Origin of the sequence: Heliomicrobium gestii (assembly GCF_009877435.1) — a bacterium.
Classification (GTDB): Bacteria; Bacillota; Desulfitobacteriia; order Heliobacteriales; family Heliobacteriaceae; genus Heliomicrobium; species Heliomicrobium gestii.
Window position 1 is genome coordinate 207,495 of record NZ_WXEX01000004.1, and the last position, 14,269, is coordinate 221,763.

16 protein-coding genes are annotated in these 14,269 nt (G+C 57.9%); 3 read left to right on the forward strand and 13 right to left on the reverse strand.

Annotated features, from left to right (window positions below):
• Nucleotides 1–256: 256 nt before the first annotated feature.
• Nucleotides 257–1,531, reverse strand: a complete 1,275-nt coding sequence (gene larA, locus GTO89_RS06265) for a nickel-dependent lactate racemase (RefSeq protein WP_161261199.1) — start codon at nucleotides 1,529–1,531, stop codon at nucleotides 257–259.
• 317 nt (nucleotides 1,532–1,848) lie between these two features.
• Here larA and GTO89_RS06270 point away from each other — a divergent pair, with 317 nt between their 5' ends.
• The 3 genes from GTO89_RS06270 to GTO89_RS06280 are packed head-to-tail and all read left to right on the forward strand — an operon-like array spanning nucleotide 1,849 to nucleotide 5,667.
• Nucleotides 1,849–2,571, forward strand: a complete 723-nt coding sequence (locus GTO89_RS06270; RefSeq protein ID WP_161261200.1) for an ABC transporter ATP-binding protein — start codon at nucleotides 1,849–1,851, stop codon at nucleotides 2,569–2,571.
• Nucleotides 2,568–4,070 carry an ABC transporter permease gene (locus GTO89_RS06275; RefSeq protein WP_161261201.1) on the forward strand — a complete coding sequence of 501 codons (1,503 nt, stop codon included), beginning with the start codon at nucleotides 2,568–2,570 and terminating at the stop codon, nucleotides 4,068–4,070. Before GTO89_RS06270 ends, GTO89_RS06275 begins: the two co-directional genes overlap by 4 nt.
• Entirely contained in the window at nucleotides 4,039–5,667 is a 1,629-nt protein-coding gene (locus GTO89_RS06280) for a gamma-glutamyltransferase family protein (RefSeq protein WP_235920272.1), read from the forward strand. The genes GTO89_RS06275 and GTO89_RS06280 overlap by 32 nt, the downstream gene beginning before the upstream one ends.
• 4 nt (nucleotides 5,668–5,671) lie before the next feature.
• On the opposite strand, the gene GTO89_RS06285 is transcribed toward GTO89_RS06280, so the two are convergent.
• The 12 genes from GTO89_RS06285 to GTO89_RS06340 form a co-directional block, all read right to left on the reverse strand.
• Nucleotides 5,672–6,790 (reverse strand): oxidoreductase, encoded by a 1,119-nt coding sequence (locus GTO89_RS06285; protein ID WP_161261202.1) that lies wholly within the window; start codon nucleotides 6,788–6,790, stop codon nucleotides 5,672–5,674.
• Nucleotides 6,791–7,291: 501 nt separating this feature from the next.
• Nucleotides 7,292–7,537 carry a hypothetical protein gene (locus GTO89_RS06290; RefSeq protein ID WP_161261203.1) on the reverse strand — a complete coding sequence of 82 codons (246 nt, stop codon included), beginning with the start codon at nucleotides 7,535–7,537 and terminating at the stop codon, nucleotides 7,292–7,294.
• A gap of 187 nt (nucleotides 7,538–7,724) precedes the next feature.
• Nucleotides 7,725–8,141 (reverse strand): hypothetical protein, encoded by a 417-nt coding sequence (locus GTO89_RS06295; protein ID WP_161261204.1) that lies wholly within the window; start codon nucleotides 8,139–8,141, stop codon nucleotides 7,725–7,727.
• A 72-nt stretch (nucleotides 8,142–8,213) separates the two neighbouring features.
• Nucleotides 8,214–8,420, reverse strand: a complete 207-nt coding sequence (locus tag GTO89_RS06300) for a CD1375 family protein (protein ID WP_161261205.1) — start codon at nucleotides 8,418–8,420, stop codon at nucleotides 8,214–8,216.
• A complete protein-coding gene (locus GTO89_RS06305) occupies nucleotides 8,420–8,788 on the reverse strand; it encodes a hypothetical protein (RefSeq protein ID WP_161261206.1) in 369 nt (122 codons plus the stop codon). The genes GTO89_RS06300 and GTO89_RS06305 overlap by 1 nt, the downstream gene beginning before the upstream one ends.
• Before the next feature lie 16 nt (nucleotides 8,789–8,804).
• Nucleotides 8,805–10,187, reverse strand: a complete 1,383-nt coding sequence (locus GTO89_RS06310) for a pyocin knob domain-containing protein (RefSeq protein ID WP_161261207.1) — start codon at nucleotides 10,185–10,187, stop codon at nucleotides 8,805–8,807.
• Nucleotides 10,188–10,739: a putative phage tail protein gene (locus tag GTO89_RS06315; protein WP_161261208.1), complete on the reverse strand. Its 552-nt coding sequence runs from the start codon at nucleotides 10,737–10,739 to the stop codon at nucleotides 10,188–10,190.
• Nucleotides 10,724–11,803: a baseplate J/gp47 family protein gene (locus tag GTO89_RS06320; protein WP_235920273.1), complete on the reverse strand. Its 1,080-nt coding sequence runs from the start codon at nucleotides 11,801–11,803 to the stop codon at nucleotides 10,724–10,726. The genes GTO89_RS06315 and GTO89_RS06320 overlap by 16 nt, the downstream gene beginning before the upstream one ends.
• The gene (locus GTO89_RS06325; protein WP_161261209.1) at nucleotides 11,796–12,224 is read right to left on the reverse strand and encodes a DUF2634 domain-containing protein; all 429 of its coding nucleotides are present in this window, start codon (nucleotides 12,222–12,224) and stop codon (nucleotides 11,796–11,798) included. The genes GTO89_RS06320 and GTO89_RS06325 overlap by 8 nt, the downstream gene beginning before the upstream one ends.
• On the reverse strand, nucleotides 12,221–12,610 hold the full coding sequence (locus tag GTO89_RS06330; protein ID WP_161261210.1) for a DUF2577 domain-containing protein: 390 nt from the start codon (nucleotides 12,608–12,610) through the stop codon (nucleotides 12,221–12,223). Before GTO89_RS06330 ends, GTO89_RS06325 begins: the two co-directional genes overlap by 4 nt.
• Nucleotides 12,600–13,613, reverse strand: coding sequence for an XkdQ/YqbQ family protein (locus GTO89_RS06335; RefSeq protein WP_161261211.1), 1,014 nt, complete (start codon nucleotides 13,611–13,613; stop codon nucleotides 12,600–12,602). The genes GTO89_RS06330 and GTO89_RS06335 overlap by 11 nt, the downstream gene beginning before the upstream one ends.
• Nucleotides 13,613–14,269 carry a hypothetical protein gene (locus GTO89_RS06340; RefSeq protein WP_161261212.1) on the reverse strand — a complete coding sequence of 219 codons (657 nt, stop codon included), beginning with the start codon at nucleotides 14,267–14,269 and terminating at the stop codon, nucleotides 13,613–13,615. The genes GTO89_RS06335 and GTO89_RS06340 overlap by 1 nt, the downstream gene beginning before the upstream one ends.

Genomic DNA, 14,269 nt, shown 5'->3' on the forward strand with positions numbered 1-14,269 from the left:
TCCTCCCGACAAGTTCAATCCTTATCATACCACAACTGTAGCAGTATGTAGTCGGCTGGAAATTATTCGGCGACACCGCCTCTTCTCCCGCTCCTGGATAGAGGAACGCCCTCCCTTTGCAGAGAGGGCGCGCCGATTCACCGATGCGTTTCGACAGGTTACAGGCTCAAAGCCGAAACCGGCTCGAGTTAACGCTCACTTCATGAAAAACGGCTCACTTCATGAAAAACCGCTCACACCATGAAAAAGGCCGGTCCTACCCCACAATGACGCCGACGCCGTCGGGGATGACGGTGATCGCCGCGTCATCGCCCTTGATCGCCTTGGCCATGGCCAGCGCCGCTTCCACCGTTTCGGCGTAGTCGAGGTGCATGTCCCGGAAAGGCGCAGCCAGTTTGGGGTCGCTCACCATGATCACCTTGTGCTTGATCAGCATGCGGCAGAGGATCTGCGATTCCCACTGATCAGCAGGCGTATCTTCCTTGGCCGTAGCCAGGAAGGTATCCATGGCGGCCTGGGCAGAGGGGAATTCGGCCAACTGGCGGTAGAACGCTTCGCCGCCGAGCCCGTCGGAGCAAGCGGCCACCATGATGATCACTGCGTCCGGCTTCGCGGAGGCCTCGGCCGCCGTCATGCCTTTGACCGCCTGGTACAGGTTCTGGTCAAGGGGGTAGCCGCCGTTCGTCGAGATGACGATGTCGCCGGGGATCGGCTTGGCGGCCACCAGTTCCCGCACAAAGGCACAGCCTTTCAGGTGAGCCTCGACGGAATCACCGGCCACGGCGTAAATGATCTCTTTATTGGCGTTGATCACCACATTCAGGATAAAGGCCAGCTTCGCCTTTTCGGCAGCGAAGAGCATGTCGCGGTGGATCGGGTTGTTTTCCAGGTTGCCTGTGCGGGCATAGGGGCTGGAGATGAAGGTGGCGTTGTGGTTGTACATGACCGTCTTGCGGGAGGCGACGCCGGGCAGGACGCTCTTGCGGCCGCCAGAGAAACCTGCGAAGAAGTGGGGCTCAATAAAGCCGTCGGCCAGCAACAGGTCAGCCTCCACCGCCAGCTTGTTCACCCACAACTCGCCGCCGGAAGGCAGAATGCCCAAAAAGATCATGTCCTCGTCTTTTTCCGAGAAATGGTTGACGATGGCCACCTCATCGACGACCTTCTGGCCGAATTTGGCCACCAATTCCTCGTCCGTCGTCGGACGGTGCATGCCCGTAGCGACCAGGATCGTCACATCGGCGTCGGCGTTGCCTTTTTTGATCTCTTCGAGCATGAGCGGGATGTTGATGTGGCTGGGCACCGGACGGGTATGGTCACTCGAAATGATGACGATATTTTTCTTGCCCTTGACCAGTTCGGACAGGGGCGGTGAGGCAATGGGGTGGGCCAGGGCGCGGCGCACGATCTCTTCCTGAGTTCCCTCCGGGGTGTACTCATGATTTTCCGGCGTGAGCACATGGACCTTCGGTCCCGGCTCCAGAGGAAGGTCCAGATGCGTCTTATGATAGGGCAGCTTGATCAACGACATCAACCTCTTTCGTGATAGTGGTGACAAGGTTTATTATATCGAAAGAAGGGATCTTTCGGAAGGATCGAAATGCAGTAAACGTACAAGAAGTTGCTACATCAGCGCTCTGTTGTCCTCCTTGCGGGGCGATACAATAGTCGAAAGACCGGTAGATGAACAATCGTGCCCTTGAAGATTGTACTCTGTTCCAACAAAACGTGTTAGAATATATTGTAAAAATACTGCAAACCATGAAAATAGGTTTTTTTCTCGAACGAAGAGAACCTTCGACCCTGATCATTTCCGGTACTTCCGAGCGAGAAATGAGGTTCCTGTCGATGGAACAATCCGATCCGTTGTTGTTCGTGGATATCCGCCATGGCGGTTACAGCGATAAAAAAGAGGCGATCCGAGACATCCGCTTTTCCCTCCAGCCTGGCGAAATGATGGGGCTGATCGGCGCCAACGGCGCCGGGAAGAGCACGACCATCAAAGCGATCCTGGGACTTTTGCCAGAGTTGAACGGCGAAATCCGCCTGGGCGGCGCGGAGCAGCGGCTGGCCTATGTGCCGGAACAGCCGATCTATTATGAAGAGCTCACATTATGGGAACATATGGAGTTGGCTGCGGCGGCTCACGGCCTTGGGGCGCAAATCTTCCAGGAGCGAGCCCTTTCGCTGCTTCATCGCTTTCGCATGGAACCTGTGCGCGACCACCTGCCGGAAAGCTTCTCGAAAGGCATGCAGCAGAAGATGATGTTGATCCTGGCTTTTCTGCTCGAACCGGAGGTGTTCATCGTCGACGAGCCCTTCGTCGGCCTCGATCCTCAGGCCACCCTGGATCTCTTGAGCCAGCTTGCGGCGGCGCGTCGCCGGGGCGCTGCCGTGCTCCTGTCCACCCATGTGCTCGACACGGCGGAGAAAATCTGTGACACCTTCACCCTCATCGACGAGGGGCGCGTCGTCGCCAAGGGAACACTGGATCACCTGCGGGAACAGAGCCGCCTCCCCGGCGGTTCCCTCTTTGACTGTTTTCACCGGCTTTTGGAGAACCGGCCATGATCAGCGCCAAGGCGCTCTTTCTTCGCCGCCTCCGCTCAGAGTGGCGCTTTCAGTATGACATCGGGAAGACCGTCGTTGACTGGACCGTCGCCCTCTATATCCTCGTGCCCGCCCTGTACCTGCTGGGTAAGGCCTGGTTCTCCTGGTGGTCTGATGCGCCCGTATGGCTCACCGGCGCGCCCCCGGTGCTTGTGCAGAGTTTCTTGCTCCTCTTTGTCTTTACCGGTCGCATCCGCATCTTCGTCGAAGAAGCGGATCACCTTTTTCTCCTGCGCCAACCCTCCTGGTTCCGGCGCATCCTGGCCTTTGGCATCGCCTATTCGCTGGTCAAAGATCTGCTGATCACCTTCCTGCTCTTTTTGCTGCTGTCGCCGTTCCTCATGACCGTTTGCGCCTTGTCATTCACTCAAATGACGCTGTTGATCGGGGTCACCCTGCTGTTTCGCGCCGTAATGGCCCTGGTCCGGCAGCTGGCGATGCTGCGGTATGCCGGTTGGAAACGGGCCTTGCTCTTTTTCCTTCTCTTCTCCCTGTCCGCCTTGCTATACCGTTCAGAGCTGGCGGCCCTGGCCGGCCCCCCCCTTGCGCCCAGCGTCTTCGTGGGGTGGGGCTATTCGTCGATTCTGGAAAAACCGAATGGTCCCGGCGTTCCGCCGCATATCGAAAACCTCCCGCTTCCGGCGTCCCCCCTCCCCACAACGCCGGCGGAACCGGAACCGCCGGAACTGACGAACCCGGAATCGGCGCAACCGGTTCAACCGCCCCCAGCGGGGTCATCCCTTCTCCCCAACCGTTCCGTCCCTCCCGGCAGCGGCGCCATATTCGCCGCCGTGACGGTCCTTGCGATGACGGCCCTGCTCGGCGGCCTGATCCGCCTGCGCCTTCGCTGGCGGGGCAATTTTTTCGACGACGCCGCGCGGGAGCGCCAGGAGCGACTGCGCTACGCCGCCCTGATTTTGAACGCCGCCGGGATTCGCTTTCGAAAGCCCAACCGGCGCAGGCAACGCCCCTTTGCCTTTCGCCGGTCTGATGCGCTCTTTCGCCAGCGCACCGCTGTCAACGTCCTGACCGAGGCCTCCCTGAAGATGGTGCTGCGCAGCCGTTCCCGCCTCTCCCGTTATGGCCAGATGACCCTCCTGGGTTTGTTCGCCGTCACCATCGCGCCCGGAATCTGGAAGTGGGCGATGTGGCTCGGAGGGATCGTCGTCATGACCCAATGGACGGGATACTATTGGAAGGAAATGATCCAGGCCGAGTTTGTGCAACTCTTTCAGTGGACCCGCGCTGACCAGCGGAGCGCCGCCGAACGCTCCCTCTTCCTGCTCAGCCTGCCGGCGCTGCTGCTGTTCAGCGCCACCACAGGGTTTCAGGTCTTCTCCTGGCTCGGCGTCGCCATCGCCGTGCCGCTTGGCCTGCTGGCCGGATATGTCACCGCCCATATGCTCTCTTACTTTGGAGTGATGCATCATGAACAACCGGCGCGAGAGGCTGACCTTTGATCCTCTCCACCAACCCTACCCCTCCCGGCGAATGACCGTCTTCGCCCGCCGGGGGATGGTCGCCGCCTCCCACCCCTTGGCCGCCCAGAGCGGGCTGCGCGTACTCCAACAGGGCGGCAATGCTGTCGACGCGGCGGTGGCCGCCGCTGCCTGCCTCACCGTGGTGGAACCCACCTCCAACGGCATCGGCGGCGACGCCTTCGCCCTCGTCTGGCATCAAGGCAAGCTCTACGGTTTAAACGCCAGTGGACCGTCGCCGAAGCGGATTTCCCTCGACGCCCTCCGCTGCGTCGGCCACAACGAGATGCCTTCCCACGGCTGGGCGCCTGTGACCGTGCCCGGCGCACCGGCGGCCTGGGCGGCATTGGCCGCCCGCTTCGGCCGGCTGCCCCTCACGGCGTCGCTGGCGCCGGCGATCGACTATGCCGAACAGGGGCATCCGGTGGCGCCGGTCGTCGGTTGGCACTGGCAGGCCGCCTTTGACGACTATGGCAACACCCTCCGGGAAGGGGTCTATCGCCCCTGGTTCGACACCTTTGCGCCCGATGGGCGAGCCCCCGCCATCGGCGAAGTCTGGCGCTCACCCGATCACAGCCGGACCTTGCAGTCGATCGCCGAGTCGGACGCCGCTTCCTTTTACCGGGGCGACCTGGCCGAGCGCATCGACGCCTTCTCCCGGAAGACGGGCGGCTTTTTGCGCGGCGATGACCTGGAAAGCTATCGTCCCGAGTGGGTCGATCCGATCGGAATCGACTACAAGGGCTATCAGGTCTGGGAGATCCCGCCCAACGGCCACGGCATCGTCGCCCTGATGGCCCTCAATATCCTGAAAGGGTTCGATTTTGGCGAACGGGAATCGATGGAAACGTACCATCATTCGATCGAAGCGATCAAACTGGCCTTCGCCGACGGCAAGCGCTACATCGCTGACCCGCGCCGGATGACCGTCTCCGTCCGAGACCTGCTCTCCGACGCTTACGCCGAGGAGCGCCGGCGGCAGATCGGCCCGCAGGCGCTGACACCGGCGCCCGGGACGCCCCACAGCGGCGGCACTGTCTATCTGGCTGCCGCCGACAGCGAGGGAACGATGGTCTCCTGCATCCAGAGCAACTACATGGGCTTCGGTTCCGGTCTCGTCGTCCCCGGCACGGGGATCGCGCTGCACAACCGGGGCCGCAACTTTTCCCTCGACCCAGCCCACCCCAACTGCCTGGAGCCGGAAAAAAAGCCCTACCACACGATCATCCCCGGCTTTCTCAGCCAAGGCGATCAGGCGGTGGGCCCCTTTGGGGTCATGGGCGCGTTCATGCAGCCCCAAGGTCATGTGCAGGTCGTGATGAACACGGTCGACTTCGGCCTCAACCCGCAGGCGGCCCTGGACGCCCCGCGCTGGCAATGGACCGCAGGCAAGGGCGTCGAATTGGAGTCGGCCGTGCCGGAACTGATCCGGAAAGGATTGGCGCGCCGGGGCCATCAGGTCTCCCTGGGCGCTGACCCGGCGTCTTTCGGGCGCGGCCAGATCATCTGGCGCGATGAAGCGGGCGTGCTCGCCGGCGGGACAGAGCCGCGGGCCGACGGCATGATTGCCGCCTGGTGAGGGGTTACACCTCTTCGTTGATGACGCAGATCAAGCCGCGACCCTGTTTTCGGGAATGGTAGCAGGACCTGCAGTAGGTGCAACGGCGGATGTCTGCCGCCCGACCGGCTTTGGCCTTCTGCGCCCACAGGGGATCGGCGATCATGGCGCGGCCCACAGCCACCAGATCACAACACCCCTCGGCCAGCGCCCGTTCCGCCAATTCAGGGGTATCGATTTTCCCGACGCCGATGACGGGGATCCGCAGTCCCTCTTTCACCGTCTTGATCCACGGCAGGTACATGCCCGGCGGCGCCGCCGCGCCGGGATCAGGCGAAGCCGGACAGAGATACCGGCCCACCCGCTCGGGCGCGATGGATGCCAAGGCGGTGACATGAATCATGTCGGCGCCGGCTTCCTCAAACCGGACGGCCAGCCGGCGCGCCTCCTCCGGCGTCATGGCGACGGCCGACACACTGGCTTCCATGGCATTCATACGGACAGAGATGAGGAAGTTCTGGCCGACGCGCCGGCGAATCTTCCCCAGGAGATCGACAACGATCTTGGCGCGGCCTTCCGTGGAACCGCCGTACGCGTCGGCGCGCCGGTTCGTCAGCGGCGACAAGAAGGAACTGAGCAAATACAGGTGAGCGCAGTGCACCTCGATCCCGTCAAAACCGGCTTTGGCCGCCCGTTCCGCGCCGGCTGCAAAGAGTTCCAGATAAAGGGGAATCTCTTCGGCCGTCAAGGCGCGCACGGGATGTCCTTTTATGTACTCGATGGCGGAAGGGCCGACAGGCTCGACGCCTTCGGCCTCTCTGGCAATCCCTTGCGGGCCGGAATGAACCGCCTGGACCATCGCGACGGCTCCTTCCGCTTTGATCGCCAAAGCGAGTCGTCGTAGACCGGGGAGACATTCATCAGACCAGTTCCCCAGGATCCCCGGAAGGGTCGCCGAGTCGGGATGGACAACGCCAGGCTCGACGATGACCATCCCCACCCCGTTGGCCCGCCGGCGGTAGTAGTCGATCATCCGCTCAGATACCTTCGAGTCCTGGGCGAAGCAGGCTGCGATGGCTGGGAAGACCAAGCGGTTCGACAAGGTTGCCCCTGCCAACCGGAAGGGGCGAAACAATTGCGACATCCCTTTCCCTCCACTCGATTTAAATTCACCCATGTATTTATTGTAAATTCTCGTTCAGAAGCTTGTCGATAGTTTTTGTGATAAAATACTTTTTTGGGTGAAAAAGTAATGAGCAGGGCAAAAAAAAGGGCTCGGATTTCCGTAGAAATACAGCCGAGCCCTTGCTTGTGATTGATTATATTTTTGGATTGTACCCTGTGAATATGCGTTTTCTTTTTTTATCTTACGATTTTATCAGGATATTGACCGGCGTTGAGGCGAGACCGGGAAGGCGATCAATCGCTTGTGATCTGCACAATCCCCTCTCCCACCGCTTCATCGCCCCAAAAAAGCGCTAACCGGTCACCGCTGGCGACCGGACCGACACCGACCGGCGTGCCCGTACTTCGTTCTGCAACTCCTGGGCGTGACGGCGGTAGTTCCATCCGACACAGTAGATATTGCGGACATGCATCATCGTTCAGCTCTTTCGACTCGATTAAGCCCTTGTACTCACTCGAATCATACCTTATCCCGCCTTCGGCAGCACATGCAGGATGGCGCTTCTTGCCGCACACAAAAATCGACGTAGCAGCGCGTAAAGGCTTCCCGAGCGATCCGTTCCACCTCCTGGTGAAGGTCCCCTTCGATCCGCAAAAAATCGCCCGTCGCTATATATGAAGCCAGAATTCGCGAAAAGCTGGGGCTCGGCAACTCTGGTAACAATCGTTCAAATGCTTTTTCCGCTTCTTCTATGACCCCGTTCATCGGAATCCTCCTCTATTAGAACATATGTTCTCATCAATTAAGACTATGCCATATTTCTCCTTTTCGGTCAACCCCATGTTTTCCAGCAGTTCGCGCCGGCAGAAGCGCGCGATGCTCTCGCTGACCGGTGACAATGCAAAAAGCGCCCCGCCCTCCCTGCGAGAGAGGAGCGGGGCGCTTTTTGCGTTTAGTTGGCCGGTGTTGCCGCATGAACCGGTTCAAGCCGTTTTTCCGATTTTTCTTGGCTATCCATCAAAAACTCCGGCTCGGCAGCGGACGGCGCCACGGCCGTCGGGCTCGTCACTTTGGACGGCTCCAGGGGCGGGCGCAACACTTCAGGCAGTTCGCCATTCATTTCGGCCCGTTTCGTCGCTTCCCGGCCAATGACGGCGCCGAGACCAGCCATTAGGCCGGTTAGGACGACGGACTGGGTTTCGGGGGGCAACGAGTAGAGTCCGGCGTAGATAAACACGCCTGATATCGCCGCAACGCCGACAACGAAGTCCTTATAGCGCCGATGGCGAATGAAAAAAAGCCGGGCCACATAACCGGATAGGAGCGTTGTCGCTAAGATGACAGCAGATGACCCGGTGAAGATCTCCATAATAGGGCGGTCCTCCTTTATTCAACGTTCACTGTTCAGGGATTAGGGTTGAAGAGTACGTTTATCCCTGGATTATTGTTCTGTTAAGTTTTGAACTGGATTTCCTTCTCCGTCCAGTCCACGTTCGTTAAGTACAACCAAGACAGCATCTCGAAGTTGTTCCGGGATTTGGTTGATCTTCCGGCGTCCTCGGGCGATGAGTGTGGCATACACTTCTACCATAGTCGATTCACCCCTTTTAGCAGGTCGATAAGAAAAAGGATAGACCACAGCTTTCATTAAGAGCATCCTGTAGCCTTCAGAAATTTGACATCAGCACGGAGCGAAAGGAGATCCTCAAAGACACTAGCCAAGCCTTCCATAGCGGCTAATGTGTCAGTCTCAACTTGAATCATTTGGGTTCTGAGAACGGCGTTTTCTTTGGCGAGACGTTCCCCTTCAGAGGGTTGTTGCTCTGGTTCAGGGATAACAGGACGCTTAGCCTCGTACTCTTCGCGGGTGATTTCTTCCCACGTCTCTTTTATCTGAGTTTCATCTGAAATCATGACATGAGCAGATGTATCACTTTCCGTATACGCTTCTTGAATCAATAGCGTATCAAGATTTAAGATGCCATCGGTCATAGTAACTCTTACAAACTTAGCCATGCTATCACCCCGCTATTTAGTATTTTCCTATCATCCAATCCGCAGAAGTTACTCCGCTTTCGTGACGCAACTCAATTTTTAGCTGTGTCTTAAAAGGAACGCATATGGGAAGATCTGAACTATTGCTCATCGCCGCGATAGGAAATGTATTTCCGCTGAAGGATCCAAACTTCAAAAAAGACATGGTGTTATTCAGGAAGTTTTCGTATACTACGCCGTCAATTGTGACACGCATATAGCCATATTTCCCGCCTGTGTTGGTTGCATCTCTAACGTTTAACACTCTAAGTTCTCCTCCACCGTTTATGTCCAGCGCCGTAACATAACTGGTGGAGGTGGTTGAGAATGATCCACGTACAAACTGCATTGCGCCGCCCACAGGTACCCACGTCCCTCCGTTGTTGTATTCGAGTGTGCCATTATTCCACCGAAGCAAATTAGAATGCCAGATGTAGTTTTGGTTACCGTTGGTGTTAACCGCACCGTTATACAACATATAGTCGATTAGTGCGTTATCGCTTGGACGAACCTGGCGAAACAACCACCCATCTCCGCCGTATACGTTGGTCGAAGAGTATATTTGTTTTCGCCTAAACGTGGTGGATGCAGCTTGTGTGGATTCAACTTGTAAAATCGCATCGCCATTGGTGGTTACCCCTAAAAAGGGTGTAATCAGTGAGCCTGTCATCGTATCACCATCTGCCGTGACAAGCCGTCTCCAACCATACCAAGTACCATTTACTTTGGAGCGTATCCATTGTGCCCGTGACGTTGTAGACTGCGCTAACTGCGTTATGTTACTACCGTTATCCGGGCTAAACGAAAAAACATGCCCCCAGGCGTCTTCAGGTCTATTTAACGTGGTATTTTGATACCATTGCACAGAATTCAGTTTAGGATTATTGAAGTCATTAATCGTTTGTGTTGTCGCGTCCCCAACACCATATCCCTTAAGCGAATCTACATATGCTTTGTTCGCAACGTCCGAAGCAACTACCGGCGCAACTACTTGTGAACGACCTGCTGTATCGCGCTGCATAATCGTGTTTGCAGTCGCTGCTGATGTGGCTCCATGAACGTTTGCCGTCGCATCCATGTGACCCTTGACCGTTTCCAGAGTTGTTGCCGGAGCAGTTCGCCAACTTGATTTACCGGTAATCTGTTTGATCATGTTAGCTAGCCCACCGAAGAGTGTCGACAGTGTCCCATTGTTGCTCGTTGGCGCGACGGTGTCGGAGATCACGCGAACGCCGATCTGTTCGTCTGTGACGTTCGAGGCCTTATCCATTGCTTCTTTCAGTTTCGAGTCAACGTTATCCCAGTTGCATCCAATCTCCATAATGGATGCCGTATCATGCGGTTCTGGTTTTTTGAAACCGTAGTTTTGAGTTGTTTGCATCTATTCACCAACTTTCCAAGTCGTTAGTTGCTCCCATGACAAGCGACTACTTGCGAGTTCTCCCCAAGTGGTTGCACTTGCAGCTAGCTCGCCCCAAGTTGTATATCTGAACCGATAGTCTACGGCCAGATGCGCTGGTTTTATATCGTTGATAGCAGCCTTCAAGTCATCCATATTCGGCGGAATCCCACGTGTATCAACAAAAGTGATCGTGAAGCCCGCTCCAGATTCATTCACTGTGACTGTCCCGTTCAAGAAAGACTCTGCAACATTCTTGACGAGGGAGGGAGTTATTGTTTCCATCCCACGAAGCTTTGAAATGATCCGGGCACGACGATGTTCATATGGTTTATCTGCATATGAAGCTAAGTCCAGCATCCGTTCCCATATGTCCAATCCCCACGTCGCCGTCTCGACGAAGCACTGGCGCAAGGCATCGTCGATAGCACCGGACAGTCGCTCCGATTCCGCGCCTTCCGCTTCGAGAATGGAGCGATAACAGCGGTCTTCCAACAGTTCTACCGGAACATACCTGCTCATTCGGTCAAACATGTCAACACCACCGTCCCAGCGACCGCCACTTGAGTGTCCGCCAAGGACAGATTGGCCGTTCCGCCGTTTATCGTCATGTTGGCGTAATCTTGCACACCGGGGATGTTCATGAGCAACGTGCCCATCCGGGCATAGCTGACATAGCTCTGCCGAAAGGCGATGTCTTGCAGATGCTGTTGCAAGGCCGCTTCAAAGAGGGCGCTCACCTTTTCCTTCGTCGTTCCCGGGACGGACATATCCAATGTGACTTCCGCCGTTACGTTGATGGCCAGGCCAGCAGCGCTCTCCACAGTGACGGAAGCCCCGATCGGCCGGACGCTTTCGATGTGGGCCGCCGTATCGGCCACGATTGACGCCGCCGCCGGCCGTTTCTCGGCGTCAATGAGGATGACTTTTACCGTGCCTGGTCCGTTCCACAGGGGCAGCACCCGGGCGTCACCCACACCGGCCACTTCTTTGGCCCATTGCAAATAGTGGGCCACATTGCCGCTGGTCGAGGGATGGCGCACTTTTTCCAGCAACCGGGCCGTGAGGGCCGCATCGGTCTCCGCCTCGGTTCCGCCTTCCATCGCCGCCTTGTTTTCCACTCCCGTCACACCGGGGATCGACATCGGGAGCATCGTCACAGCTCCGGAGGGCACATTGGCGCGATCTCCCGGTTCGACCGATTCAACGATAGCCCTTGCCTTGCCCCCTTGCACCGTCGTCGCCGCCGTCGTGACAAACCGGATGCCGCCCGTGGTGGCCACCAGGGTTCCTGCCGGGATGACCGCGCCGTCGCTGCCTGCAAAGGTCACTTCACCGGTGGCCTTTGTGGCTGCGTTGCGAAGCAACCCGTGTTCAGCGGCCCGGCGTTCGAGATATAGGCCATACGCCGCTCCCCTGTGATCACCGGCAAAGGCCAGGGCGAGGACGCGTTCAAGGGCGATGTACAACTGGGCCAATTCGATGCTCGCCGGGGCGATGGCGTCCCAGACGAAACTTCCCTCCCGCTTGTCCAGATCGCCGGGCACCGCGTCGAGCATCCGTTGCCGGATCGCTTTTTGGGTCTCATTTTCAAACAAGTCCCTTCACCTCCTGTCGGAATCGATCTCCCAGGGTGGTGGTGACGGTGAACTCGGCCCGCAGCCGGTCGCCGTCCCGCTCGACGATGAAGTCGCCCACATCGGCGATGCGATCATCGTAGACTAGCGCTTCTCGGATCAGCCGGGGGATCTCCGCTTCCAGGACGAGCGTCGGCAGGTCCAGGCCGATCACATCGGCCAATTCGCACCCGTAGGAAAACCGGTAGATGGGGTAGCGGTAGCGAGCGGTGCGCAGCGTCTTCTCGATCCAGATCTGAAGCGCGGCAATCCCTTCGACGATTTTGGGGCGGCCGTCGACGTAGAGAAAAGTGTTGCGGTCAAAATCAAATGCCAGCTCCCTGCCGTAGGAAGCCGGCTTTTTCATTTGGGGCGGGATTGGAACAGCGGGAAAAAGGTTCATCCCGCGATCACCACCTTATCAAAAACGAGGTATTGTTGTTCGCCCGGCAACGCCAGCACAGCCACCCGGTCGCCGGCCTTCAGCCGGCTGTGGAGGATCATGGTTTGCTCCTGAATCGTAACTGCGGTGACGTCATGCCGGTGAGGTCCGCCTCCGGCCAGGGTCATCTCGCTGCCCGCCAGTTGCGGCGTTGTCGTATAGTCGATCTCATGCTCCAACAGGGATTCACAGACGATGAGATCGTCGCCGTCCAGGGTGAGCGCCATGTTGTCGATGCGGATGACAAGGCCGGGCGGCGGCGCGATCACCGTCGCCAGCTCCATCCCCCGCGAGTTGCTTGCCGCCCCCTGCTGCCGCACCAGTTCAATCAACCGGCTAACGGTCATCCTTGTCCGCCTCCTTTGTGTTCACTTCGTCTGTCCAGGCCAGTTTGAGCCGCATCTGGTGGCAGCCGTTTTCTAAGGTGTGCTCGTCATTTTCCACGTAGAAGACGCCCGTCAGGCCGGTGAGGGTCTCTTCGACTTGCACGGCGACGCCGGCCTCCACATCGTCTATCCCCAGGCATTCGAGGGAGGCCTCCCGGGAGCTCTTGCCCAATTCTTTGAGCAGGTTCTCGGCCATCGTTCGAGCCTCACTGGGTTTGATGTTGCTCTCGCGCTTCAGTTCCATCAGAAGGCCGTACTGATCGATGAGGGCCGGATCATCCACCTCGGCCAAAACCTGATCCTTATCACCCATCAAGACAACCCGGTTGCGCATCTCGTCGATGTTTTCGCCAAAATCGGCCGACAACAGATTGGCTTGACCGGTCAGGAGCCAGCGCAGGACTTGATCGCCCTTCTCGACGACTTGCAGTGCGCCTTCCTTCATCTTGATCTGATACTTTTTGCCGTTTTGTTTCATCGCCATCGTCAGGACGATGAGGCACATGTCGTAGATGGATTTCTCCCGAAGGATAACCTTGTCGATCATGTAGTCCGTCGACGCCAAATCGCCGGCGATCAGGCCATAGTCGGCGCAAAGTTGGGCGATAATCTGCTCCGGCTGCATCTGGCGGAACTTGTAGGTGCCTTTGGATTTGAGCAGATAGATCAAATGGTCGTAGGCCTTTAGGGTGTAGTTGCCCTGCGTGTTTTTTTGGGCGCTAAAGACAACGCCCCGGAACAGTTCCCGCTCATCCGAATAGAGGAAGAGGTGGGAACCGACCGGGACGTCATGCTTCGGCTGCATCGAGTCGGAGCCGAAAGCCAGGGAGACCTCCAGAGACCGCGCCGCCTGCCGGATATCGCCGCTCCATTTGACGCTGCGCACGGCAGGCGTCAAGTCGAAAGCGGTTCCATCCTGGAGGACATGGTTGATCCGGTACCGTGGTTTTTCCAGTAAATCCATTACGCCACCTCCCATTCCCCCGCATCCAGTTCGAAGGGATCGGGAATCGAATCCGGGTCGCGGGAAGAGGCTTTTCCATCGTCAGAGGGAATGTTCGGACGGAACTCCGTTAGCAGCCGCTTCCATTCGTCACAGTCGCCATAGACTCGATGGGCAACTTCCAACAAGGAATCGCCCTGGTTGATGGCCATCTCCGTGATCAGGGATCGCTCGTCGGGCCGACCGCTCTCGCCAACCTGCTGGATGCGGATCAGCCGGTACTCTCGCAGGCTCAGGGTGTAGTGGATGTCGCGAGAACCGCCCTTTTCGCCGTATTCGAAGTCCTCGATGGCGCAGGGGAAACTGAGGCCGACGCCGGTGACGACGAGGCGAATGGGCTTGCCGATGTTCCGCCATCGTTCGATGACACCGACGGCGTCCCAGGGTTGGAGAATGTTCCGGTAGGCGCAGTAGGGACGCCAAAGAGCCGGGAAATGGGACTGAATCGTCAGTTGGGCCAGCTTGCGACCGCCGATCAGGTTCAACTCGCCTACGTCGGTCACGTCGACGACGCTGTTTTTCTGTCCCACTTTGACGCTGAATTCCGGCGGGTTGACAGGAAGCTGCAACCGTTCGGAAAAGTTGTTGTAGCCGAGCCAAAATTCCAGGATGATCAC

What these genes read in the sequence shown, in the direction of transcription:
- larA (WP_161261199.1), bottom strand. Translation starts at nt 1,531, where the DNA reads ATGTCGTTGATCAAGCTGCCCTATCATAAGACGCATCTGGACCTTCCT.
- GTO89_RS06270 (WP_161261200.1), top strand. Translation starts at nt 1,849, where the DNA reads ATGGAACAATCCGATCCGTTGTTGTTCGTGGATATCCGCCATGGCGGT.
- GTO89_RS06275 (WP_161261201.1), top strand. Translation starts at nt 2,568, where the DNA reads ATGATCAGCGCCAAGGCGCTCTTTCTTCGCCGCCTCCGCTCAGAGTGG.
- GTO89_RS06280 (WP_235920272.1), top strand. Translation starts at nt 4,039, where the DNA reads ATGAACAACCGGCGCGAGAGGCTGACCTTTGATCCTCTCCACCAACCC.
- GTO89_RS06285 (WP_161261202.1), bottom strand. Translation starts at nt 6,790, where the DNA reads ATGTCGCAATTGTTTCGCCCCTTCCGGTTGGCAGGGGCAACCTTGTCG.
- GTO89_RS06290 (WP_161261203.1), bottom strand. Translation starts at nt 7,537, where the DNA reads ATGAACGGGGTCATAGAAGAAGCGGAAAAAGCATTTGAACGATTGTTA.
- GTO89_RS06295 (WP_161261204.1), bottom strand. Translation starts at nt 8,141, where the DNA reads ATGGAGATCTTCACCGGGTCATCTGCTGTCATCTTAGCGACAACGCTC.
- GTO89_RS06300 (WP_161261205.1), bottom strand. Translation starts at nt 8,420, where the DNA reads ATGAAAGCTGTGGTCTATCCTTTTTCTTATCGACCTGCTAAAAGGGGT.
- GTO89_RS06305 (WP_161261206.1), bottom strand. Translation starts at nt 8,788, where the DNA reads ATGGCTAAGTTTGTAAGAGTTACTATGACCGATGGCATCTTAAATCTT.
- GTO89_RS06310 (WP_161261207.1), bottom strand. Translation starts at nt 10,187, where the DNA reads ATGCAAACAACTCAAAACTACGGTTTCAAAAAACCAGAACCGCATGAT.
- GTO89_RS06315 (WP_161261208.1), bottom strand. Translation starts at nt 10,739, where the DNA reads ATGTTTGACCGAATGAGCAGGTATGTTCCGGTAGAACTGTTGGAAGAC.
- GTO89_RS06325 (WP_161261209.1), bottom strand. Translation starts at nt 12,224, where the DNA reads ATGAACCTTTTTCCCGCTGTTCCAATCCCGCCCCAAATGAAAAAGCCG.
- GTO89_RS06330 (WP_161261210.1), bottom strand. Translation starts at nt 12,610, where the DNA reads ATGACCGTTAGCCGGTTGATTGAACTGGTGCGGCAGCAGGGGGCGGCA.
- GTO89_RS06335 (WP_161261211.1), bottom strand. Translation starts at nt 13,613, where the DNA reads ATGGATTTACTGGAAAAACCACGGTACCGGATCAACCATGTCCTCCAG.